Source organism: Streptomyces sp. NPDC111628, assembly GCF_055635195.1.
On record NZ_JBVKBZ010000004.1, the window covers coordinates 75013 to 96362 of the forward strand.

22 protein-coding genes are annotated in these 21350 nt (G+C 72.1%); 17 read left to right on the forward strand and 5 right to left on the reverse strand.

The genetic code is table 11. From position 1 onward, the window contains the following. Window positions 1-21: 21 nt before the first annotated feature. Window positions 22-1272 (forward strand): acyltransferase family protein, encoded by a 1251-nt coding sequence (locus ACZ7MF_RS22265; protein ID WP_471479028.1) that lies wholly within the window; start codon window positions 22-24, stop codon window positions 1270-1272. A gap of 9 nt (window positions 1273-1281) precedes the next feature. Here ACZ7MF_RS22265 and ACZ7MF_RS22270 read toward each other — a convergent pair whose 3' ends face one another. From ACZ7MF_RS22270 to ACZ7MF_RS22290, 5 genes are read right to left on the reverse strand one after another with little or no spacing between them, the layout of a single operon-like run. After that, window positions 1282-1554, reverse strand: a complete 273-nt coding sequence (locus ACZ7MF_RS22270; RefSeq protein WP_471479030.1) for a DUF6059 family protein — start codon at window positions 1552-1554, stop codon at window positions 1282-1284. Between the two features lie 21 nt (window positions 1555-1575). Then, on the reverse strand, window positions 1576-1881 hold the full coding sequence (locus tag ACZ7MF_RS22275) for an antibiotic biosynthesis monooxygenase family protein (RefSeq protein WP_471479033.1): 306 nt from the start codon (window positions 1879-1881) through the stop codon (window positions 1576-1578). Further along, the gene (locus ACZ7MF_RS22280; RefSeq protein ID WP_471479036.1) at window positions 1881-2237 is read right to left on the reverse strand and encodes an antibiotic biosynthesis monooxygenase family protein; all 357 of its coding nucleotides are present in this window, start codon (window positions 2235-2237) and stop codon (window positions 1881-1883) included. The genes ACZ7MF_RS22275 and ACZ7MF_RS22280 overlap by 1 nt, the downstream gene beginning before the upstream one ends. A gap of 1 nt (window position 2238) precedes the next feature. Continuing rightward, on the reverse strand, window positions 2239-2967 hold the full coding sequence (locus ACZ7MF_RS22285) for an SDR family NAD(P)-dependent oxidoreductase (RefSeq protein ID WP_471479038.1): 729 nt from the start codon (window positions 2965-2967) through the stop codon (window positions 2239-2241). Between the two features lie 39 nt (window positions 2968-3006). Then, a complete protein-coding gene (locus ACZ7MF_RS22290; RefSeq protein ID WP_471479041.1) occupies window positions 3007-3678 on the reverse strand; it encodes a class I SAM-dependent methyltransferase in 672 nt (223 codons plus the stop codon). Between the two features lie 227 nt (window positions 3679-3905). Between ACZ7MF_RS22290 and ACZ7MF_RS22295 the strand changes: the two genes are divergently transcribed. The 16 genes from ACZ7MF_RS22295 (at window position 3906) to ACZ7MF_RS22370 (ending at window position 21327) form a co-directional block, all read left to right on the forward strand. Then, window positions 3906-4289 carry a SchA/CurD-like domain-containing protein gene (locus ACZ7MF_RS22295; RefSeq protein WP_471479043.1) on the forward strand — a complete coding sequence of 128 codons (384 nt, stop codon included), beginning with the start codon at window positions 3906-3908 and terminating at the stop codon, window positions 4287-4289. Further along, entirely contained in the window at window positions 4286-5056 is a 771-nt protein-coding gene (locus ACZ7MF_RS22300; RefSeq protein ID WP_471479046.1) for an SDR family NAD(P)-dependent oxidoreductase, read from the forward strand. The genes ACZ7MF_RS22295 and ACZ7MF_RS22300 overlap by 4 nt, the downstream gene beginning before the upstream one ends. A 3-nt stretch (window positions 5057-5059) precedes the next feature. Beyond that, the gene (locus ACZ7MF_RS22305) at window positions 5060-6355 is read left to right on the forward strand and encodes an amidohydrolase family protein (RefSeq protein WP_471479048.1); all 1296 of its coding nucleotides are present in this window, start codon (window positions 5060-5062) and stop codon (window positions 6353-6355) included. 10 nt (window positions 6356-6365) lie between these two features. Beyond that, window positions 6366-7625, forward strand: coding sequence for a nucleotide sugar dehydrogenase (locus ACZ7MF_RS22310; RefSeq protein WP_471479052.1), 1260 nt, complete (start codon window positions 6366-6368; stop codon window positions 7623-7625). A gap of 212 nt (window positions 7626-7837) precedes the next feature. Next, the gene (locus tag ACZ7MF_RS22315) at window positions 7838-10048 is read left to right on the forward strand and encodes an MMPL family transporter (protein ID WP_471479055.1); all 2211 of its coding nucleotides are present in this window, start codon (window positions 7838-7840) and stop codon (window positions 10046-10048) included. Window positions 10049-10459: 411 nt separating this feature from the next. Next, window positions 10460-11284, forward strand: a complete 825-nt coding sequence (locus ACZ7MF_RS22320) for a sensor histidine kinase (RefSeq protein WP_471479057.1) — start codon at window positions 10460-10462, stop codon at window positions 11282-11284. Beyond that, on the forward strand, window positions 11272-11955 hold the full coding sequence (locus ACZ7MF_RS22325; RefSeq protein ID WP_471480087.1) for a response regulator: 684 nt from the start codon (window positions 11272-11274) through the stop codon (window positions 11953-11955). Before ACZ7MF_RS22320 ends, ACZ7MF_RS22325 begins: the two co-directional genes overlap by 13 nt. A 111-nt stretch (window positions 11956-12066) precedes the next feature. Continuing rightward, the gene (locus ACZ7MF_RS22330; RefSeq protein WP_471479061.1) at window positions 12067-12438 is read left to right on the forward strand and encodes a TcmI family type II polyketide cyclase; all 372 of its coding nucleotides are present in this window, start codon (window positions 12067-12069) and stop codon (window positions 12436-12438) included. 5 nt (window positions 12439-12443) lie between these two features. After that, on the forward strand, window positions 12444-13862 hold the full coding sequence (locus ACZ7MF_RS22335; protein WP_471479064.1) for a cation:proton antiporter: 1419 nt from the start codon (window positions 12444-12446) through the stop codon (window positions 13860-13862). Between the two features lies 1 nt (window position 13863). Then, the gene (locus tag ACZ7MF_RS22340; RefSeq protein ID WP_471479067.1) at window positions 13864-15570 is read left to right on the forward strand and encodes an NAD(P)/FAD-dependent oxidoreductase; all 1707 of its coding nucleotides are present in this window, start codon (window positions 13864-13866) and stop codon (window positions 15568-15570) included. A 36-nt stretch (window positions 15571-15606) separates the two neighbouring features. Continuing rightward, window positions 15607-15861 carry a phosphopantetheine-binding protein gene (locus tag ACZ7MF_RS22345; RefSeq protein WP_471479069.1) on the forward strand — a complete coding sequence of 85 codons (255 nt, stop codon included), beginning with the start codon at window positions 15607-15609 and terminating at the stop codon, window positions 15859-15861. 14 nt (window positions 15862-15875) lie between these two features. Then, window positions 15876-16754 (forward strand): cupin domain-containing protein, encoded by an 879-nt coding sequence (locus ACZ7MF_RS22350; protein WP_471479071.1) that lies wholly within the window; start codon window positions 15876-15878, stop codon window positions 16752-16754. Beyond that, the gene (locus tag ACZ7MF_RS22355; protein WP_471479073.1) at window positions 16751-18019 is read left to right on the forward strand and encodes a beta-ketoacyl-[acyl-carrier-protein] synthase family protein; all 1269 of its coding nucleotides are present in this window, start codon (window positions 16751-16753) and stop codon (window positions 18017-18019) included. Before ACZ7MF_RS22350 ends, ACZ7MF_RS22355 begins: the two co-directional genes overlap by 4 nt. Continuing rightward, window positions 18016-19266: a beta-ketoacyl synthase N-terminal-like domain-containing protein gene (locus ACZ7MF_RS22360; protein WP_471479074.1), complete on the forward strand. Its 1251-nt coding sequence runs from the start codon at window positions 18016-18018 to the stop codon at window positions 19264-19266. Before ACZ7MF_RS22355 ends, ACZ7MF_RS22360 begins: the two co-directional genes overlap by 4 nt. Further along, window positions 19263-20582 (forward strand): MFS transporter, encoded by a 1320-nt coding sequence (locus ACZ7MF_RS22365; protein WP_471479076.1) that lies wholly within the window; start codon window positions 19263-19265, stop codon window positions 20580-20582. Before ACZ7MF_RS22360 ends, ACZ7MF_RS22365 begins: the two co-directional genes overlap by 4 nt. Then, window positions 20575-21327: a PIG-L deacetylase family protein gene (locus ACZ7MF_RS22370; protein WP_471479078.1), complete on the forward strand. Its 753-nt coding sequence runs from the start codon at window positions 20575-20577 to the stop codon at window positions 21325-21327. Before ACZ7MF_RS22365 ends, ACZ7MF_RS22370 begins: the two co-directional genes overlap by 8 nt. The last annotated feature ends 23 nt before the right edge of the window (window positions 21328-21350 follow it).

Here is a 21350-nt window from a genome sequence, read left to right on the forward strand (position 1 = left end):
CCGCCCCGGAGCGCCCCGCACATGACCGCACCACCCCTCCACCCGCTCGTGGGCACGGACACCGACGTGCCGGCGGGGCCCCGGCAGAAGCAGGCCCGGCGCGCTCCCGTGCGCGACCGGTACTTCGACCTGCTGCGGGCGGTGGCCCTCTTCCGAGTGGTCCTCTACCACCTGATGGGCTGGGCCTGGCTGCCGGTGGTGTTCCCGTCGATGGGCGTCATGTTCGCCCTCGCGGGCAACCTGATGGCCCGCAGCCTCAAGCGGCCGGCCGTCCAGGTCGTCCGCAGCCGCATGCGCCGCCTGCTGCCGCCGCTGTGGCTGCTGGGCGCCGTGGGCGTGACCGGCATGGTGCTCCAGGGCTGGGGACCGAACGAGGACGGGCACCCGGGCTGGTGGTGGTTCCACCTCCTCTACTGGATCCTGCCGCTGAGCGACCCGCCCTTCGCCGAGAGCGTGCCGGGCATCCACGGCATCCTGGGCGCGGACTGGGCCGCGGAACTCGGCGGGCCGCTGTGGTACATCCGCGCCTACCTCTGGTACGTCCTGCTCTCCCCGGTGCTGCTGCGCGCGCTGCGCGCCCTGCCGTGGCTGACGATCCTCGCGCCCCTCGCCCTGTCGGCCGCCTTCCAGTTCGGCTACCTGAACCTGCCGGGCGAGCGCTTCCCGTCCGCGCTCACGGACTTCAGCACCTTCGGGGCCTGCTGGATCCTCGGCATGGCCCACCAGGAAGGCGTCCTGAAACGGCTGCCGCGCTATGTCGTGCCCTCGGTGGCCCCGGTGATCGCCGCACTGGGCCTGTGGTACGCCTTCCGGGAGGGCTTCAAGACCGGGTACGACCTGGACTCCATCCCCTTCGCGCAGGCGGTCTGGTCCTTCGCCACGGTGCTGCTGCTCCTGCACGTCAGCCCGTCGTGGACCGAGTGGCCGCGCCGGCTGCGCCGCTGGGACCGGCTGATCACCCTGCTCAACTCCCGCGCGGTGACGATCTACCTGTGGCACAACGTCTGCATCCTGATCGCGGCCACGCTCTGGGACCAGCTGTGGGGCTTCGAGGTCATGTACGAGAACGTCCCGTGGCTGCTGGAGAGCCCCTGGCCGGTCCTGGCCATCGCCTGGCTGCTCATCGGGAGCTGCATCGTCTGGTTCGGCTGGATGGAGGACGTGGCGGCCAAGCGCAGCCCCCAGCTGTGGCCGGACGGCGGGAAGCGCCCCGCCGGCGGACAGGGAGGACGGGGCGGGCGGGACAGGCCCGGCGCGGCGCACCGGGCCTGACGGGCCGCCCTACTCCAGCTGACGCCACAGCTCCCGTTCCCGGTCGGTCGGCGGCACGTGCGCGACGACCCGCTCGGGATGGCGGTCCCCGGGGAGGGCACCGGGGACGTACGGGGCCCGCACGCCCCACGCCGTCGAGCGGTAGGGGTCGCGCGGGTCGTCCGGCGGCCGGTACGGCTGGGGCGCGTACTCCGGCGCCACCCAGATCGAGCCGGCCGCCTGGAGCGCCTGCCACACCTCCCGCAGCATCCGGCGCAGCAGGCCGGCCCAGAGGCTGCCCATCGTGAAACCTCCCGCGGGGATTCAGTGCTCGGCGACGACTTCGAGTACCTGCCAGGCGGGTGATCGCTCCGGGTCGCGGAACGGCCTCAGCGGCGCCGAGATGTCCCGGTGCGCGGGGTCGGCCTCCCAGGCCCGGTAGGCGGTCAGGTCCGTCCATTCACTGGCGATCACCACGCTGTCCGGATCGTGCGGCGACACGAGCAGTTCGTTGCGCACCAGGCCGGGCAGCGCGGCCAGCCTCGCGCTGACCTCGTGATAGGCGGTCAGCAGCGGAGCGAGCCCCTCGGCGGGTGCCCGGTGCCACAGCAGTACCCGTACGGCGGCCATCAGGCCTCCCCGGGACGCCGGGACGTGTGCCCGACCACGTGCATGGTGGCGATGGAACCGGTGGTGCGCAGCGGCTGGAACAGGTCCCGGTGGGCGCCGGGGCCCGTGTCGGAGCGGTCGCGTTCGAAGGCCCGGAACGAGGCCTCGTCGCTCCAGTCGCTGCCCAGGTAGTAGACGGAGGGGTCGCCGGCGTCCCGCATCAGCCAGTGCCCGGCGTTGCCGGGGCGGGCGGTCACCGACCGGGCGACCGTCCGCCACGCGGTCTCGAACTCCGCCTCGCGGCCTGCCCGTACGGTCATCGTCAAGAGGACCCGGAACCCGGGACTCGGTGTGCTCATGTCGGGTGTGGTGCTCACGTCAGGTGCCTCCGTCGACATTGATGGTCTCTCCGGTGAGGTAGGAGGACAGGTCGGACACCAGGAAGGCCACGACGCGGGCGATCTCCTCGGGATCGCCCAGCCGGCGCAGGCTGATGAGGGACTCGTAGCGTGCCGTCTGTTCGGCGGTCAGTTCCTGGGTGTCGATGATCCCGGGGGCCAGCACGTTGACCCGGACCCCCTGTGGTCCCAGTTCCTTGCACAGGCTCCGGGCGAATCCGGTGAGGGCCGACTTCGTGGCGGTGTAGTGCGCGCGCAGCGGTACGCCGACCGCCGCCGCCTTGGAGCCGATCAGCACCAGGGACGCACCGGACGCCAGCAGCGGCAGCGCGCCCTGCACCACGGAGAAGGTCCCCGTGAGGTTGGTGGCGAGGGTGCGGTCCCACTCGGCCCGCGGGAGCCGGGCGAAGGGGACGTGCGAGATGCTCCCGGCGTTGCAGACCACGGCGTCCAGGGCGCCCCAGCGGTCCCGGCACGCGCCGAGCAGGTCCTCGACGTCGTCCGGCCGCCCGACGTCGGCCCGGACCACCAGGTGGTCTCCGCCGGTGTCCTTCAGTTCCCGGGCGAGCGAGTCGGCGGCGGGGCCGGCCTGCCGGTGGCAGACGGCGACGTCGGCGCCCCCGGCGGCGAGGCCGAGCGCGACGGCCCGTCCAATGCCCCGGGTGCCCCCGGTCACCAGGACCCTTTTTCCCGGTACGGGTATGTTCACGGTGTTCCTCCGATCTCCGGCAAGGGGATGTGCGCGGGGTCAGTGAAGGCGGCGAACCGTCAGATGCCAGCAGGGCAGGGTGGTGGGTTCTCCCGCCCGGCGCCCGACGAGGGTCTCCGGGGTGAGGGACTCCACCTTCCAGTCCTTGCCGAAGAGCCTGCGCAACTCCTCCTCGGACAGCGGCTGGAGGGTGCCGTGCGGCGCCGTTCGGTCGGTGAGGCACAGGATGTGCGCAACGGCGTCCGGACGGGTCGCCCGGCGCAGCGCCCACAGGTAGCTCGCGCGCCGTTCCACCGGAAGGCTGTGCAGCAGGCCGCAGTCCAGGACGCAGTCGAACGCCGCCTCGTAGCCGCCGAGTTCGCACGCGTCGGCGACGGCGAAGGAGGCCTTCAGGCCGCGTCGGCGCTGCTTGGCCAGTGCGGTGTTGATGGCGCTCAGCGCGAAGTCCACGCCGGTCACACAGTGCCCGAGGGCCGCGAGGTGCAGGGTGTGGTCGCCGGTGCCGCAGCCCACGTCGAGGATGTCGCCGGCAAAGGCGCCCTCCGCGGCCAGCCGGACGACCACGGGCTGTGGCTCGCCTATCTCCCAGGGCAGTTCGGCCAGCATGCTGCCGGTCCGTGCGGTGCCGCGGTAGGCGGCCTCGAACTGGTCGTTCGCGGTCGCGGGCGGGGGTGTGCGTCCCGCGCCGCGGGACATCGCTGAGTCGGTCATGGGCGCTCCCTCGGCTGAGTGGCGGTTCTGCCGTCCTGGACCCATGGCTATCAGCGGTGTCTACCTCCGCCGGGTCAGCGCATCCACCGGACAGGGGAGGCGCGACATCGTCACGCGGAGGGAAGACGGGGCCCGCGCCTTGCGGGAAGGCTCGGGCCGACCACCTTCCGGCCCGTCCCCCGCCACCGGAGCGCGCGGAACCACGGGCCGGCCGAGACGGAGGCACCATGCAGCGCTATGCGATCACCTTCCGGGTACGTCCCGGCACCGAGGAGGCCGTGAAGGAACTGCTGCGGTCGTACCGGCCGCCCAAGCTGCACGCGGCGGACGGGACACGGCTGCTGGGCGGGTCGGTGTTCATGAAGGACGGCCAGATCGTCCGGATGATCGAGATCGACGGCACTCTGGACGGCCTCATCGAGCACCTCTCGCAGGACGCCAGCATCCAGGAGGTGGAGCGGCGTCTGGACGAGTACGTGATCGAGGAGGACAAGCGCGCCGCCGACACGCCCGACGGAGCCCGGGCGTTCTTCCGGCGCGCGCTCATGGAGCACGTCACCACGCGCAGGGCGCCGGAGCGGGCAGCGGCGGCCGACGGGTCCTCGTCGTGAGCACCCTCGGGGGCGAGCCACCCGTTCTGCTGGTCACCGGGGCCACGGGGCAGCTCGGACCGGCCACGGTGGCCCGGCTGGCCGCGCGGGGGGACCGGCTGCTGCTGGTCGGACGGGACGAGGCGCGCATGGCCGTACTGGACAAGGAGTTCGGCTCGCCGGGCGTCGTCGAGACCTTCACGGCGGACGTGTCCGATCCGCTGGGGGCGCGGCTGGCCGCGGCCGAGGCACGGGAGCGCATGGGGTCGCTCGACGGGCTGGTCCACATGGTCGGCGCCTTCCACGCCGGACCCTCGTACCTGGCGGACCTCACCGAACCCGACCGGCTGTGGCGGGCCAACTTCCTGTCCGCCGTGCACACCTCGCTCGCCGTGCTGGCGCAGGCCGAGGGCGTGGCGCGCATGGTCTACTTCACGACGCCCCTCGTCCACGAGCCGTTGCCGGGCCTGGGGTTCTACGCGGCGAGCAAGGCGGCCCTGGCGGCCTGGATCCGGTCCTTCTCGCACGAGGTCAAGCACCGGGGGGTGCACGCCAACGCGGTGATGGTGACGATGGCCGACACTCCGGACGCCCGCCGGGAACGGCCGGGCGCCGACTTCGGCCAGGCCGTCACCCCGGAACTGGTCGCCAGGGTCGTGGACTTCCTCACGAGCGAGGCGTCCGACGGGCTCTACGGCAGCTCGGTGCCGGTACTCGGCAGGTTCGGGTTCACCACGGGACTCGCGGGTGGTCCCCCGGCCGGCGGCCCGTCCGCGGAACGGCTGTGACGGATGATCATCGACGTACACGGACATCTGGCGCCGTACGGCGAGGCCGGTGGCGGGCCGCCGAGCCTGCGCGACCCGGAGGCGGCGATCGCGGCCAAACGGGACCTGGGCATCGGGCTCACCGTCATCGGGAGCCCGGCCGGCGGCGGCTCCATGGAACCCGGTACCGGCCGCCGGGCCGGTGCTCAGGACGCCGGGCGGGTGCGGGCGCACAACGAGCTGATGGGAGACCTGGCCGACCGGTTCCCCGACGCCCTGCGGGCCTATGCGTACCTCGATCCATTCGGCGGCCCGGCCATGCTGGAACAGGCCGCGGAACTGCTGAAGGACCCCCGCTTCGTCGGGCTGATGGTCAACAGCAGTGTGGACGGCGAGTACCTGGGCTCGCCCCGGGCCGAGGAGTTCTTCGCGCTGGCCGAGGAGACCGGTGCGCCGGTGCTGGTGCATCCGCCGGCCGACCCGGCCGGCATCGGCGGGGTGCGCGACCGCGGGCTGGTCGAGCACCTGGTGCGGCCCTGCGACGTCACGGTCGGCGTCGGGACCGTGGTCACGGGCGGCTGGCTGGAGCGGCATCCCGGCCTGCGGCTGATCGCCGCGGCAGGCGGCGGATCGCTGGCGCTGCTCGGCCGGAAGCTGGATTTCGCCGTCGCGGGCGGCGGCGGCTCCGGGGCGGGGCGTACTCCGCCCAGCGCGCTGCTGCGCCGCGTCCACGTGGAGACTTCCTGCCCCAGCACGCAGCAGCTCGCCGCGAACCTGGCCGTGTTCGGCGCGGAGAACGTCCTGTTCGGGTCCGACGCGCCGCCGGTCATGGAGGGGCTGCGCCCCCTGGTGGACCTGGTGTCGGGCCCGGTGCTCGCAGAGCGCGAGCGTGCCCTGGTGTGCTCCGGGAACGCGCGCCGGCTGTTCGGTCTGGACGCCGACGCCTCCTCGGGGACCGGCCCGCCGGCGGGTCCTGCGCAGGCGGTACGGGCCGAGCTCACGATGACCGTACGGCCCGGAGGCGGGGCGGAGTTCGAGCGGGCCTGGTCGGCGGCGGCCCGGTGGACCGCCGACCTGCCGGGTTGCCTCGGGCAGGCGCTGTGCCGGGTCTCCACGGATCCGCTGGTCTACGTGATCACCTCGGACTGGACCAGTGAGCCGGCGTTCCGCGCCTTCGAGGGCAGCGCGCAGCAGGACCGCGTCACCGCGCCGCTGCGCGGACTGCGCGAGTCGGCCCGTCAGGAGATCCGCCCGCTGGTCGGCACGGCACCCGCGCGGCGCACCGTCACCCCGGGCGCCGTGGACGTGCCCGGTGACTGAGGAGTCGAGCATGGATCTGGTGGTCATCGGGCTCGGCTACGTCGGGCTGCCCCTGGTGCGGGAAGCGGTCGGGGCGGGCCTGCGCGTCGCCGGACTCGACCGCAGCCGCGACGTGGTCGAGGGGCTGGAGAGCGGCACGTCGCACGTCGACGACGTGTCGGACGACGAGGTGAAGACCCTGCTCGCCGAGGGGTTCCGGCCGACCCTGGACACGGCGGTGCTGCGCGGGGCGGGGACCGTGGTCATCTGCGTTCCCACTCCGCTCTCGGACGCCCAGGGGCCCGACCTCGGCGCGGTACGGGAGGCGGCGGAGGCGGTCGCGGCCCACCTGGAGCCGGGCACCCTGGTGGTACTGGAGTCCACGACCTATCCCGGGACCACCGAGGACGTGGTCCGGCCGGTGCTGGAACAGGGCGGACTGGTGGCCGGTGCCGACTTTCCGCTGGTCTTCTCCCCGGAACGCATCGACCCGGGCAACAGGGAGTTCGGGCTGCGCAACACGCCGAAGATCGTCGGCGGTCTCACCGAGGCCTGTACCCGCGCGGGAGTCGACTTCTACGGACGGTTCGTGGAGCGGGTCGTGCCGGCCCGGGGGCTGCGCGAGGCGGAGATGGCGAAGCTGCTGGAGAACACCTACCGGCACATCAACATCGCGCTGATGAACGAGATGGCCATGTTCTGCCACGAGTTGGAGATCGACATCTGGGACGTGATCGACTGCGCCGGGACCAAGCCCTTCGGGTTCCAGCCCTTCCGGCCGGGCCCGGGCGTCGGCGGCCACTGCATCCCCATCGACCCGAACTACCTGTCCTACAAGGTGCGCACGCTGGGGTACCCGTTCAGGTTCGTCGAACTGGCTCAGGAGATCAACGCGCGGATGCCCGAGTACGTGGTGCGCCGTGCCCAGCAGATGCTGAACCGGCGGGGAAAGGCGCTGAAGGACTCCCGGGTGCTGTTGCTCGGCGTCACCTACAAGGCGGACGTCGGGGACCAGCGCGAGTCACCGGCCCTCCCGGTCGCCACCCGGCTGTCGGGGCTGGGGGCGAGGCTCTCCTTCCACGATCCGCACGTGGCCGAGTGGGAGGTCGACGGCAGGAGGCTGGGCCGCCAGGACGACCTGCCACGGGCCCTGGACGCGGCCGACCTGGTCGTCCTGCTGACCGACCACGCGCAATACGCACCGGGCCTCCTGACGGCGGGTCATCCGCCGCTCCTGGACACCCGGGGCCGTTTCCGGGGCGCGTCGGAGGTGTCCGTCGAACTGCTGTGAAACCCCCGCCGCACCCCGCCCCGGGCCGTCGCCGGCAGTCGTCCTCCGAGACTGCCGGCGACGGCCTTTCCTGCTCGGTTCCTCGCAACAGGTCGCAATAGGTAGCGTGACTACTGTAGCGATGCTACCGTCATTGTGTTGCCACGCTACACAACCGCGGGGCGACTCCAGGGATGACGGGCGCGTGACCGCGCTCAGGAGAGGTGTTCTGTATGGACATGGGGAAGCTGGTCGCGATCCCGGCCGGCCGCAGGAGCAAGTGGGCCGTGATCGGCGCCTGGTTGATCCTGGCGTTCTTCGCGGTCTCGCTGGCCGGGAAGATGGGGGACGTGCAGCGGGACAGTCCCGTGGACTTCCTGCCGGCCAGCGCGGAGTCGACCAAGGTCATCGAGCTCGAGGACGAGCTTCCCGGCACCGCCACGACCACGGTCCTCGTGGTCTACGAGCGCGGCTCCGGCATCACGGACGCCGACCGGGCCGCCGTCGGGAAGCACCACGCGGCCGTGACGCGGGCCTACCCGGAGGACGCGGGCGGGCAGGGGCGGGGCGAGGAAGAAGGGGAGGAGCGGCAGGAGGGCGCGGACGGCCCACCGCTGATGGAGTCCGCGGACGGCAAGGCGTTGATGTTCCCCGTCGACGTGGACCTCACCAAGACCGAGGAGGCCGAGGCCGTCGTCGACATCCGCGACCGCGTCGCGGACGCTCCGGCCGGCCTCACGGTGAAGGTGACCGGACCGGCGGCGCTCAACGCCGACCTCGACGAGGTCTTCGACGGCATCGACTCCAAGCTGCTGCTGGCCACCGTCGGGGTCGTCGCGCTGCTGCTGATCCTCACCTACCGCAGCCCCACGCTGTGGCTGGTGCCGCTGATCGCCGTCAGTTCGGGCGCCGTCCTCGCGATGGCCACCGTGTACCTGCTGGCCAAGGACTTCGGACTCACCGTCAGCACCCAGAGCGGCTCGATCATGACCGTGCTGATCTTCGGAGCGGGGACCGACTACGCGCTCCTGCTGGTCTCCCGCTACCGCGAGGAGCTGCGCCGGTACGCCGATCCGCACGACGCCATGACCGCCGCCCTGCGCGGATCGGGCCCGGCCATCCTGGCCTCCGCCGGAACGGTCGTCGGCGGCCTGCTGTGCCTGCTGGCGGCGGACCTGAACAGCAACCGCGGGCTGGGCCCCGTCGGCGCCGTGGGCATCCTGGCCTCTCTGCTGGCCATGCTCACGCTCTTCCCGGCGATTCTGACCGCCCTGGGCCGCAAGGTGTTCTGGCCCTTCGTGCCGGAGGTCGGTGCCCTCGGGTCGGAAACGCGCGGAATCTGGTCCAGGGTCGGGCAGTTCGTCTCCCGCCGTACGGTTGCGGCCGGTGGTGGAGTCCTCCTGCTCCTCGGGGTGCTGTCCCTGGGGCTGATCGGCATCTCCCCGAACCTCGCCGAGGAGGACTCGTTCACCAGCAAGCCCGACTCCGTGGCGGGCTTCCAGCTCCTCGGGGAGCACTACCCCGAACAGGCCGGGCAGCCCCTGACGGTGATGACCCGGGCCGACCGGGTGGACGAGGTGCTGGAGGCCGCGCGCGCGACGCCGGGGATCGCCCGCGCCGAAGCCGCCCGCGCCGGAACCGCGTGGGCGTCGGTCGAGGCGTTCCCGCGGGACCGCGCCCAGACCGCGGGCGAACGCGCCACCATCGAACGGCTCCGGGACCGGCTGCACCGGGTCGAGGGGGCCGACGCCCTGGTCGGGGGTGCCAGCGCCGAGAAGATGGACGAGGCCGACACCACCGCGGACGACCGCACCGTCGTCATTCCGCTGGTCCTGATCGTGGTCGCACTCATCCTGGGCGTACTGCTGCGCAGTGTGGTGGCGCCCCTGCTGCTGATGGGCACGGTGCTGCTCACCTATCTCGCCGCGCTGGGGACCACGAACGTGGTGTTCAAGGCCTTCGGCGTGGACGAGGTCGACCCCAACCTCCCGCTGACGACCTTCGTGTTCCTGGTGGCCCTGGGGGTCGACTACAGCATCTTCCTCGCGCACCGCGTCAGGGAGGAGGCGAAGCGGGTCGGCACGAGGCTGGGGCTGCTCAGCGCGCTGTCGGCGACCGGCGGCGTGATCGCGTCCGCGGGAGTCGTGCTCGCCGCCACCTTCGGAGTGCTGGCCGCGATGCCGTCGGTGCCGATGGTCCAGATCGGGTTCAGCGTGGCCTTCGGTGTGCTGCTGGCCACCTTCGTGGTGCAACCGGTGCTCGTGGCCGCCGCGATGACCCTGCTCGACGCCCGCACCTGGTGGCCGGACAGGGCCTTCGCGGCCGGCGCCGGTCATCCGCTCCCGGGCTCGCCGGGCGGGACGGGCGTCCAGGACCCGGCGGAGTCGCTGCCGGACGGCTCGGCGCGTCCGGACACCGAGGTCGACTCCGTACCGAGGGGCTGAGCCCCTTCCGCAAACGCCGCGGCCCTCCCGGGCAGTCCCCCGCCCCGGCGGGGGCCGCGGTCTTCCCTTTGGCCCCTTACTACTTCGAAGTAAGGCGTGTATGACGCGGTCAGGCCCTGTGCCGTCTTCTCTTCGGAAGAATACGGAACGTTTCGTTCAGTACTTGGCAGAACAAATCTTTGCCTTGCCGTGGATGGTCCCGTAGGATAAACGCGAGTCCTCACTTGAGGGTAACTCGTACGGGGGAACGCTGAGTTGCTCGACGGACCAAGTCCGCACCACCGGGTCTGAATGGAGTTCAAAAGCCTTGGCCCGGCTTTGGTCAATTCTCCGTCCGCGCTCGGCGTGTGCAGGTATGCGAGGGGGAGCAATGGCCGCATCACCACACAACACACTGCGGGTGAGACCAGAGTGATCAGCGTCGCATACCAGGAAGTCGACTACCCGGAGTTATTGGTCGGGCTGCTAGTGGGCGGCATGATCATGCTGACGTCCAGGCGCCGCCGCAGGGCGTCCGGCGCGGGACGGCGGGCACCCGGCGCCGCGGGCGACACCCTGATCAGGGAGCGGCGCCGCATCGCCCGCGAGCTCCACGACGGCGTCGGGCACGGGCTGCTCGTCATCGCCATGCACTCCCGCAGCCTGTCCGCGCAGTCGCCGCAGCACGGCCCCACGGCCCGGGCCATCGACGAGACCGTGCACCACACCCTGACCGAGATGCGCCGGATGGTCGGCGTGCTGCGGGCCGTGCCGGCGCCTTCGAGGATGTCCAGGCGCCCGTTGTCGGGCCAGGTGGCGGACCTCATCAACCGGCTGCCGCGGCGCGCGCTCACCGTCGACCTGCAGATCGCGGGACTGGAGCGGGAGCTGGACCCGGCGGTGCGCCACGCCGCCCTGCGACTGGTCCAGGAGGGGCTCACCAACGCGATGAAGCACGCCGGTGACAGCCCGGTCCACGTGGTCGTGGAGTACGGCACCGGTGTGGTCGTCACCGTGCTCACCGGCGACGCCCGGGAGCTCCACGCGGTGCCCGAGGCCATGGAACGGCCGTTGCGCGGCAGTGGGCTGACCGGGCTGCGCGAGCGGTTGACGGACCTGGGCGGATCCTTCGACTGCGGGCCGGTGGCGGGCGGCCGGGGATTCCTCCTCAAGGGCAGACTGCCGGACCGGCCGCCGGTGACCGGAGCGGTATCCCCGAAGGAGGAGCCGGCGTGCCCGGTGATATACGCGTCGTGATCGTGGACGACCAGCCGCTGGTCCGCAGAGGGCTGCGGGCCACGCTCAGCCCCGAGCCGGGGATCCGGGTCGAGGGCGAGGCGGTGAACGGCCGCGAGGCGGTCCGGCTGGTCGGCCGGCTGCGGCCGCACGTGGTGCTGATGGACATCAACATGCCCCACATGAACGGCCTCGAGGCCACCCGGGAGATCTGTGAGCTCTCCGGTGCGGAAGACGTCAGGATCGTCATCCTCACGATGTACGACGAGGACGAGCACGTCTACGAGGCGCTGCGCAGCGGTGCGAGCGGGTTCATCATCAAGGACAGTCCGCCCGAGATGCTGGCCGAGGCGGTCAGGCTGGCGGCCCTCGGCGAGGCCCTGCTGTCACCGTCGGTAACGCGGCGGCTGATCGGGGAGTTCGCCCGCCGGCCCATGCTGGCCGGTGCGGCCCCGGATCTGGACCAGCTGACCGATCGGGAACTCGACGTTTTCAAGCTGCTGATCCGTGGATTCAAGAACGAGGACATCGCCCGGATGCTGGTCCTGGGGGAAAGTACCGTCAAATCCCATGTCCAGCACCTCTATCAGAAGCTCCGTGTGCGTGATCGCGTGCAAATAGTGATCTATGCCTACGAGAATGGCCTGGTCCAACCCGGAGGGCAGGGGCCCGAGTACCCCGTTTCCGGGTGAACGGGTTCTCCTCCTGAGGGCTGTCCTTCTCCCCTCCGCGGTGGAAGACGGCCGAAGAACTCCTTCCTAGCATCTCCCCTGTCCCGAAGTCCCGGACAGGGGAGATGCTCGATGTCGGAAACGAACGAAACGGCCCGCAGGACGGCTCTGGTCGTCGCGCGGATGGACGCGGCGAATTCCTCGGAAGTGTCGAGGCTGTTCTCAGCCTCGGACGCCACTTCGCTGCCGCACGACCTCGGCGTACGCGGGCGTCGGCTCTTTCGCTATCACGGCCTGTACTTCCATCTCGTCGAATTCGACGGCACCCACACCGATCCGGTGGACGTGGCGCGCGGCCGTGCGGACTTCCAGCGGCTCAGCGAGGAACTGAGCCCGTTCGTGCTGCCCTTCGAACCGGCGACCTGGCGCGGCCCCGAGTCGGCCATGGCGGAGGAGTTCTACTCCTGGACCGCCTCGGCGGTGCCGCCCCGGCCCGCCGGCTGAGGGCGGTGCCCGAGCTGTCGGCCGCGGGCGCACCGCAGGCGGCCACCGGGAGCCTGCTCGCGGCGGTGGCACTGATCCTCGCCGCGGCCGCGCTGTTCTCCCGGCTGGCCCGGCGGATGCGTCAGCCGGCCGTCGTCGGCGAGATCGTCGCCGGCCTCGCCCTGGGCCCCAGCCTCCTCGGGCTGCTGCCGGGGGACCCGGTCGCCCTCCTGTTCCCCGCGGACGTCCGGTCCGCCCTGGAGGTGCTGGCGCACCTGGGCCTGGTGCTCTTCATGTTCGGCGTCGGCTACCGGTTCGACGCCGGTCGTCTCAGGGGGCACGGACGTCAGGTCGTGGCGACCTCGCTGGCGTCGCTCACACTGCCGTTCGCCCTCGGCGCCGCGCTCGCGTGGGTGCTGCGGCCCTGGTTCGTCACCGCGGAGATGAGCACGTCGGGACTCCTGGTGCCCGCCCTCTTCCTGGGGGCGGCCATGTCCATCACGGCGTTCCCCGTACTGGCCCGGATCATCGTCGAGCGTGGACTGCAGAGGCGGCGCGTCGGCGCCGTGGCCGTCGCCTGCGCGGCGATTCAGGACGTGCTGGCCTGGGGCGTGCTGGCGGTGGTCGTCGCCCTGGCGAACAGCACCGGGCCCTGGCCCGTGGCCCGCATGCTGCTCGTCTCCGGCGTGTTCGTGTGCGGTCTGCTCACGCTCGCGCGTCCCGGCCTGAACTGGCTGCTGGCCCCCGGACGGCGCTGGTCCGGTGGCGGTGTGAACCACGCCGTACTGCTGGTGGGCCTGCTGCTGAGCGCGTGGGCCACCGAGGCGATGGGGCTGCACGCGGTCTTCGGCGCCTTCGCCTTCGGTGCGGTCGTGCCGCGCCGTTCGGTCGACGCCGCGACCCCGGAGGTGCCCGAACGCATCGAGCAGACCAGTCTCTTGCTGCTGCCGGTCTTCTTCGTCGTCACCGGGCTCTCGGTCGACGTCACGGGACTGGGCGGGCGCGGTCTGCTCATCCTGCTGGCCGTGCTGGCGGTGGCCTGTGCCGGAAAGTTCGCGGGGGCCGCGGGAGCGGCCCTGCTGACCGGTGCCACCCGGCGGGAGGCCGCGACGCTGGGGGTGCTGCTCAACACCCGGGGCCTGACCGAGCTGATCATCCTCAACGTCGGACTGGCGCTGGGGGCCCTGGACAGCCGGATGTTCACCGCGCTGGTGATCATGGCGGTCGCCACCACCGTCATGACCGGCCCGCTGCTGGCGCTCCTGGACCGGGCCGGCGGCGACGGCGGAGGGAGAGCGGCCTCGTCCCGGGTGCTGCGTCCTCCTCCCGGAGCCGGGGCGGATTCTCATCACGGCGGTGGAAGACCGCCCCGCACCGAACCTTTTAGCGTGACGCCCGGCCCATTCGAATGGCCCGCACATTCCGCGGAGAACGAGAGGAGTTGACATGCCGCAAGACCCGCAGAACCCGCAGAACTCGCAGAATTCGCAGCACCCGAGGACGGCCGGGAACGATTTCGACGTCATCATTCTGGGGAGCGGTATCGCCGGTTCGACGCTCGGCGCGATTCTGGCGAAGAACGGTGCGAGTGTGCTGCTCGTCGACGCCGGGGTGCACCCGCGGTTCGCGGTGGGGGAGTCGACGACCCTCTACACCCTGAACGTCTTCCGGGTGCTCGCCGAGCGGTACGGCATCCCGGAGCTGGAGCCGTTCTCCACCGTCGAGGGCTGCCTGGAGCACATCGGCCCGAGCGTGGGACGCAAGCGGCACTTCGGCTTCATGCTGCACCGGGAGGGCGAGGAGCCCGACCCGCGCGAGGTCAACCAGTTCGCCCCGCCGTCCTCGCTGCTCCAGACCAGCCACCTGCACCGGCAGGACAGTGACGCGTACCTGTTCCACGCGGCCGTCCGCTACGGCTGCGTGGCCAAGCAGGCCTACCGGGTCGCCGAGGTCGAGCTGGGCGCGGACCAGGTCGCGGTCGTCGGCCAGGACGGCTCCCGCCACACGGCCCGTTACCTCGTCGACGGCAGCGGGTTCCGCTCGCCGGTCGCACGGAAGCTGGGCCTGCGCCGGCAGCCGAACGACCTCAAGCACCACTCCCGCTCACTGTTCACCCACATGCTGGACGTGCGCCCCACCGACGACTGCCTGCGCATGCCGGCCGAGGAGCTGCCGCCCATCCCCTGGGTGGACGGCACCATGCACCACACCTTCGACCGGGGCTGGCTCTGGATCATCCCGTTCAACAACGAGCCGCGCTCCAAGAACCCGCTGGTGAGCGTCGGCCTCACCTACGACGAACGGCGCTACCCCAAGACGGAGGGCGTCACCCCCGAGGAGGAGTTCCGCGCCTTCACGGGCCGGTTCCCCGTGCTGGAACGGATCTTCGCCGACGCCAAGACCGTACGGCCGTGGGTCTCCACCGACCGTCTCCAGTACTCCTCGACCAAGACCGTCGGACACCGCTGGTGCCTGATGTCCCACGCCGCCGGCTTCATCGACCCGCTCTACTCCCGCGGGCTCACCAACACCGGCGAGGTCATCAACGCGCTCGCCCGGCGGCTGCTCGACGCCCTGCGCGAGGACGACTTCGCCGAGGAGCGCTTCGCGTACGTCGACCGGCTCCAGAAGGGCCTGATCAAGTACAACGACGAGCTGGTCAACTGCTCGTTCGTCGGCCTGGGCGACTACGAGCTGTGGAACGCCGTCTACCGGGTGTGGGGCGCCGCCGAGGTACCGGTCAACCTCCGGTTCGAGCGCTATCTGGAGCGCTACCGGGAGCACCCCGACGACCGGCTGTTCCAGGAGATGGAAGAGGTTCCGTACCTCGGCTACCTCGTGCCCGACAACCACCCCCACAAGCGGCTGTTCGACGAGATGGTGCGGCTGTGCGACGCCGTCGACGCCGGTGAACGGGACGCCGCCGACGCGGGCCGCGAACTCATGAAGCGGGTCGCTCAGTCCGACGGCGTGATCCCGGGGATCGGCCTGGGCGACCGGGACCGCCGCTTCATCCACCCCGACCCCGGCTCCCTGGACGACATGGTCCGCTGGCTCGCCGTGGACGGGCCGCCCGAGCTGCGCTACCTCGCCGAGGGCCCCAAGTACGAGAAGCTCCGCGCCGCCGCTGCCGCCGCCGGCCCGACCCCCTGACCCCCGTCCCGCCCGACACACGCAAGGAGTACCGCGATGACTCATCAGCCTCTGACCGACGAGCAGCTGCGCAGCGCCCTGGTGGCCACGGGGGTGAATCCGTCGATCACCGACGCCGAACTGGCCCGCACCTTCGAGGAGCTGGGTCTCGACTCGCTGGCCCGGCTGGAGATCGCCACCCGGGTCCAGGACCTGGTCGGCCTCGACATGGAGGACCAGATCGGCCCGCAGACCAGTCCCCGGGCGCTGCAGCGCGGGATAGCCCGGCGTCTCGCCGACGCCGCGGCGTGAAGGGGGAACCGACCGTGATAGGACACACCGAGAACGAGATCACCGTCGACGCACCGGCCGGGTTCGTCTGGACGCACCTCAACGACGTGCGGTCCTGGCCGGACCTGTTCACCGAGTACGCGTCCGTCGAAGTGCTGGCCGAGAGCGCGGACTCCGTCCGCTTCCGGCTCACCATGCACCCCGACGAGCAGGGCCGGGTGTGGTCCTGGGTGTCGGAGCGGCACTGGGACGAGGAACGGCGGGTGGTGCGGGCGCGCCGGGTGGAGACCGGCCCCTTCGAGTTCATGAACATCGTGTGGACCTTCCACGAGGAGGCACCCGACCGCACGGTCATGCGCTGGACCCAGGACTTCTGGATGCGCCCCGAGGCGCCCCTGGACACCGCCGCCATGACCGACCGGATCAACGGCAACAGCGTCGTCCAGATGAAGATCCTCAAGGACCGTCTGGAAGCGCGCAGGCGCACCGTCGTCGGCTTCGACGACGTACCCGCCAACACCCGCCGCGGAGGTGACCTGCGCGCCATGGTCACCCCGGTCACCGCCGGCAGCTCCTCGGGCTTCTGCGGAGCGGTGCGGCTGGCACCCGGCGAGACCGTGACCGAGCACTACCACCCCTACTCCGAGGAGTACCTGTACGTGGCCCGGGGCCGCCTGAAGGCCGAACTCGACGGCGAGGCGGTCGAGGTGGCCGAAGACCATGCCCTCCTCATCCCGCGCAACGTCCGTCACCGGCTGACCAGCACGGCCGCCGGCGAGACGCTGGCCGTCTTCCAGCTCAGCCCGCTCGCCCCGCGTCCCGAACTCGGGCACGTCGACACCGAACCGGGACCGGGCGACGCGGCACCGGCCGCCGCACCGGCCGCCGCCCCTGCACAGGGGGAACGGGCATGAGGCGCACCGTCGTCACGGGCGTCGGGGTGATGGCACCCGGCGGCCCGGGCCGTGAGCAGTTCTGGGCGCGGATCGTGGACGGAAAGCCCGCGATCCGCCGTATCCAGGCCTTCGACCCGTCCCCGTACCGCTCGCAGATAGCCGCCGAGTGCGATTTCGACCCGGCCGCCCACGGTCTCACCGCCCGCGAGGTCCGGCGGATGGACCGGTTCGTGCAGCTGGCCGTGGCCGCCGCCGACGAGGCGCTCGAGGACTCCGGACTCGACCTCGCGGCCGCCGCCACCGACACCGACCGGATCGGCGTCACCCTCGGCTCCGCGGTCGGCGCCACCATCCGGCTGGAGGACGAGTACGTCGTCGCCAGCAACCACGGTGCCGACTGGCACGTCGACGGGCGCCACGTGCTGCCGTTCATGTACCAGTCGCTCGTCCCCTCCAGCGCCGCCGCCGAACTGGCCGCCCGCTACCGCGTGCACGGACCGGCGGCCGTGGTCTCCACCGGATGCACCTCCGGCATCGACTCCATCGGGCACGCCCTGATGGTCATCGAGGAGGGCTCCGCCGACGTCATGATCGCCGGCGCGTCCGACGCGCCCATCTCACCGATCACCGTGACGTGCTTCGACGCGATCCGGGCCACCACCAACCGCAACGACGAGCCGGAGCAGGCGTCGAGGCCCTTCGACGCGGACCGCTCGGGCTTCGTCCTCGGCGAGGGCTCCGCGGTACTCCTGCTGGAGGAGTACGAGCACGCCCGGGCACGCGGCGCGGAGATCTACTGCGAGATCACCGGGTACGCCGCCCGCGCGAACGGATTCCACATGACGGGACTGCGCCCGGACGGCTTCGAACTCAGCGAGGCGATCCTGCACGCGATGGACGGGGCCCGTCTCGCCCCCGAGGGCCTCGGCTACATCAGCGCCCACGGCTCCGGCACCCGGCAGAACGACCGGCACGAGACAGCCGCGTACAAGCGCGTCCTGGGCGAGACGGCCTACCACGTGCCGATCAGCTCCATCAAATCGGTCGTGGGGCATTCGCTGGGAGCCATCGGGTCGATCGAGATGGCGGCCTGCGCCCTGGTGATCCAGCGCGGCACGGTCCCGCCGACGGCGAACCTCACCACCCGCGACCCCGAGTGCGACCTGGACTACACCCCCCTGGAGGCCCGGGACGCCGATGTCCGCCACGCCCTGTCGGTCGGCTCCGGCTTCGGCGGCTTCCAGTCCGCGATGGTCTTCTCCGGTCTCGGGGAGGCGGCATGAGGACGAATCGCGCCTTCATCACCGGTCTCGGCGTCGTCGCGCCGACCGGAGTGGGCACCACGGCGCACTGGGAGAACTCACTGCGCGGAGCGTCCGGCATCGGGACCCTGCCCGAGCCGGGCGCGGGCGGCCACCCCGCCCCCGTCCGCACGGCCGGGCAGGTGCCCGGCTTCGACCCCGACGCGTTCGTCGACAGCCGGCTGGCTGTGCAGACCGACCGGGGGACGTGGATGGCGCTGGCCGCCGCCCGGCTGGCCCTGGACGACGCCCGGCTCACCCCGGACCAGGAGTTCCCCTTCGACCTGTCCGTGGTCACCGCCGCCGGATCGGGGGGCAACGCCTTCGGCCAGCGGGAGATCCAGGCACTGTGGAGCCAGGGGCCGCGCAAGGTCAGTGCCTACCAGTCGATCGGCTGGTTCTACGCGGCGAGCACCGGCCAGATCTCCATCCGGCACCAGCTCAAGGGCGCCTGCGGCGTTCTGGTGTCGGACGGCGCGGGGGGCATCGACGCCCTCGCCCAGGCCCGTCGCCTGATCCGGCGGCGTACCGGCGCCGTCCTGGTCGGCGGCACCGAGGCCCCGCTCTCCCCGTACGCGCTGGTCTGCCAGTCCGACCAGCCCGGCATCAGCCGTGATCCGGACCCGCTGACGGCCTACCGGCCCTTCGGCGGCGAGGGGTTCGTGCCCGGCGAGGGCGGGGCGATGCTGGTGGTCGAGTCCGAGGAGCGGGTACGCCGCCGTGGCCTGCGGGTCTACGCCGAGATCCTGGGAACCGCCGCCACCCAGGACGGCTGGGACCCGGCCGAGCCGTCCCCGGACGGCGCGCAGTTCACCCGCGCGGTCCGTGAGGCCCTGCGCCAGGCCGGCCGCACTCCCGACGACATCGACGTGATCTTCGCCGACGGCGCGGGCACGGCGGTGGGAGACCGGCAGGAGGCCGACATGGTCCGGGCGGTGTTCGGCACGCGCCCCGTCCCGGTCACCGTCCCCAAGACCATGACGGGGCGGCTGTGCAGCGGCGGTGCGTCACTGGACATCGCCTGGGCCGCCCTCGCCCTCGCCCACCGGGTGATCCCCCCGTCGGTGAACCTGGACCCCGCCGCGGAGTACGCCGACCTCGACCTGGTCGTCTCGCCCCGGGAGGTCCCCGGCCTGCGCACCGCCCTGGTGGTGGCGCGCGGCACCGGCGGCTTCAACGCCGCCGCGGTGCTGCGCGGACCGGGCGGGGCGGGAGCGGACACCGGATGAGCGACGCGGGACTGCGGGCCCTGCGGCGGCCGAACTTCCGGTACTGGTTCGCCCATCTGTCCCTCAGCAGCTCCGCGCTGTGGGTGCACTGGCTGGCCCAGGACTGGCTGGTGCTCGAACTGACCGACGGCTCGGGCACCGCGCTCGGCGTCGTCACGGCCCTGCAGTTCGTCCCCTTCCTCGTCCTCGGCCCGCTGTGCGGCGTGGTCGCCGACCGCTACCCGAAGTGGGCCACCGTCGTGGCCACCCAACTCGCCACCGCCCTCGGCGGGCTGACCCTCGGCCTCCTGGTGACCGCCGGTGCCGGCCGGCTCTGGCACGTCTTCGCGATCGCCTCGCTGATGGGCGCCTGCAACGCGCTGTGGCAGCCCACGGCCCAGGCGTTCGTGCCCGAGACCGTGCCGCCGCGGGACCTGGGCAGCGCGGTCGCCCTGTGCGCGGGGTCGTTCAACGTCACCCGCCTGCTGGGCGCGGGGGCCGGCGGGCTGTTCATCGGGCTCTGGGGCACCGGTCCCGTGCTCCTCGTCGCGGGGCTGGTGATCGCGGCCTCCGTGTGGCCGCTGCTCCGCATGGACCGGGCCGCGCTCAGGCCCGGCCCGCGGGCCACCGGCGGGCGGCTGGTGCGCGGCGGCCTCGCCTACGTCCGCGGGCACCGCGAGATACGGCTGGTGCTGGCCGTGGTCGGCGCCGTCGCGGCCTTCGGCCTCAACTCCCAGCTGGTCATCACCCTGATCGGCACCCAGGAGTTCGGCGGCGGACCGGGACAGCTGGGGCTGCTCGGCGCTTGCATGGCCGTCGGCTCGCTCGCCGGGGCCGCCGTCGCGGCCACCAGGTCCTCCGTGACCCTGCGCAGGCTGGTGACGTGCGCCCTGCTGTTCTGCGGAGTGCAGCTGGTCGCGGCCCTGTCGCCGTCCCTGTGGGTGTTCGCCGTACTGATGGCGGTGGTCGGCGCGACCCAGCTCGCCTTCGTCTCGACCGCCGCCACCTACGTGCAGTTCGCCACGACGCCGGTGGTACGCGGCCGGGTCATGGCCGTCTACCTGATGGTGTTCCTCGGCAGCCGCCCCCTCGGGGCCTACCTGACGGGCTGGGCCGCCGACACCTGGAACGCCCCGGTGGCCGTCGCCGCACAGACGGGCACCGCCGCCGCGCTGACCGTGGCCGCGGTCGCCGCCCTGCGCCAGGGCCTGGACGCCGAGGCGGGCCCCGACCTCGAACCGTCCGTTCCCCCGAAGGGGAGCCCGGAGGAAAGCCCACCGGGAGACCCGCAGGGGAACCCACGGGGCAACCCAACGGAAGGAAGACCGCATGTCTGACCTCTCGTCCACGCCGGCGCCCGTCCGGGACGGCACGCCCGGCGACCACTTCTCCATGCTGCCGGGCCCCGACGTGCTCGTGATCGCCCCGCACCCCGACGACGAGACCCTGGGCTGCGGCGGCACCATCGCCCGGCTGGCCGCCGCCGGCCACCGCGTCCACGTCCTCGCGGTCACCGTCCGCGTCGGCCGCATGTGGGGCGGACACAGCGACGGCGACGTACGCACCTCGGAGTTCAAACTGGCCTGCGCCGCGCTCGGCGTCACCTCCGCGGAGCTCGCCTGGCGGGACGAGGAGGGCAGCCTCGACATCACCACCCGCCAGCGTGACCTGGTCAACCTCATCGAGCGGGACTCAGCCGTCTCCCTCGCCGCGGTACGCCCGGCGACCGCGCTGATCCCGGCGGCCGGCGGTTTCCACCAGGACCACCAGGCCGTCCACCGGGCGGCGTTCGCGGCCTGCCGGGTGCACAGCCCCGACCTCAAGCCGACCCCCCGTGCGGTGCTCGGGTACAGCGGGGCGGAAGAGGCCTGGTCCTCCCACGCGGAGCCGTGGCGGGTGCACGTCGACATCTCCGCGCACTGGGAGGCGAAGGAGGAGGCCCTGCGCGCCTACGGCACCCAGATGCGGTCCGACGGCAACCCGCGCAGCATCGCCCAGGTCCGCCGCGTGGACGCGGCGGCGGGCGGCTCCCTCGGAATGCGGTACGCCGAGACCTTCGTCCCCTACCGGCTGTCGGTCTGAGCACAGGAAGGAACGGACATCAG

Excerpts from the sequence above, each read along its gene's own strand:
- ACZ7MF_RS22265 (WP_471479028.1), top strand. The coding sequence starts at position 22 with ATGACCGCACCACCCCTCCACCCGCTCGTGGGCACGGACACCGACGTG.
- ACZ7MF_RS22270 (WP_471479030.1), bottom strand. The coding sequence starts at position 1,554 with ATGGGCAGCCTCTGGGCCGGCCTGCTGCGCCGGATGCTGCGGGAGGTG.
- ACZ7MF_RS22275 (WP_471479033.1), bottom strand. The coding sequence starts at position 1,881 with ATGGCCGCCGTACGGGTACTGCTGTGGCACCGGGCACCCGCCGAGGGG.
- ACZ7MF_RS22290 (WP_471479041.1), bottom strand. The coding sequence starts at position 3,678 with ATGACCGACTCAGCGATGTCCCGCGGCGCGGGACGCACACCCCCGCCC.
- ACZ7MF_RS22295 (WP_471479043.1), top strand. The coding sequence starts at position 3,906 with ATGCAGCGCTATGCGATCACCTTCCGGGTACGTCCCGGCACCGAGGAG.
- ACZ7MF_RS22305 (WP_471479048.1), top strand. The coding sequence starts at position 5,060 with ATGATCATCGACGTACACGGACATCTGGCGCCGTACGGCGAGGCCGGT.
- ACZ7MF_RS22310 (WP_471479052.1), top strand. The coding sequence starts at position 6,366 with ATGGATCTGGTGGTCATCGGGCTCGGCTACGTCGGGCTGCCCCTGGTG.
- ACZ7MF_RS22315 (WP_471479055.1), top strand. The coding sequence starts at position 7,838 with ATGGACATGGGGAAGCTGGTCGCGATCCCGGCCGGCCGCAGGAGCAAG.
- ACZ7MF_RS22330 (WP_471479061.1), top strand. The coding sequence starts at position 12,067 with ATGTCGGAAACGAACGAAACGGCCCGCAGGACGGCTCTGGTCGTCGCG.
- ACZ7MF_RS22340 (WP_471479067.1), top strand. The coding sequence starts at position 13,864 with ATGCCGCAAGACCCGCAGAACCCGCAGAACTCGCAGAATTCGCAGCAC.
- ACZ7MF_RS22345 (WP_471479069.1), top strand. The coding sequence starts at position 15,607 with ATGACTCATCAGCCTCTGACCGACGAGCAGCTGCGCAGCGCCCTGGTG.
- ACZ7MF_RS22355 (WP_471479073.1), top strand. The coding sequence starts at position 16,751 with ATGAGGCGCACCGTCGTCACGGGCGTCGGGGTGATGGCACCCGGCGGC.
- ACZ7MF_RS22360 (WP_471479074.1), top strand. The coding sequence starts at position 18,016 with ATGAGGACGAATCGCGCCTTCATCACCGGTCTCGGCGTCGTCGCGCCG.
- ACZ7MF_RS22365 (WP_471479076.1), top strand. The coding sequence starts at position 19,263 with ATGAGCGACGCGGGACTGCGGGCCCTGCGGCGGCCGAACTTCCGGTAC.
- ACZ7MF_RS22370 (WP_471479078.1), top strand. The coding sequence starts at position 20,575 with ATGTCTGACCTCTCGTCCACGCCGGCGCCCGTCCGGGACGGCACGCCC.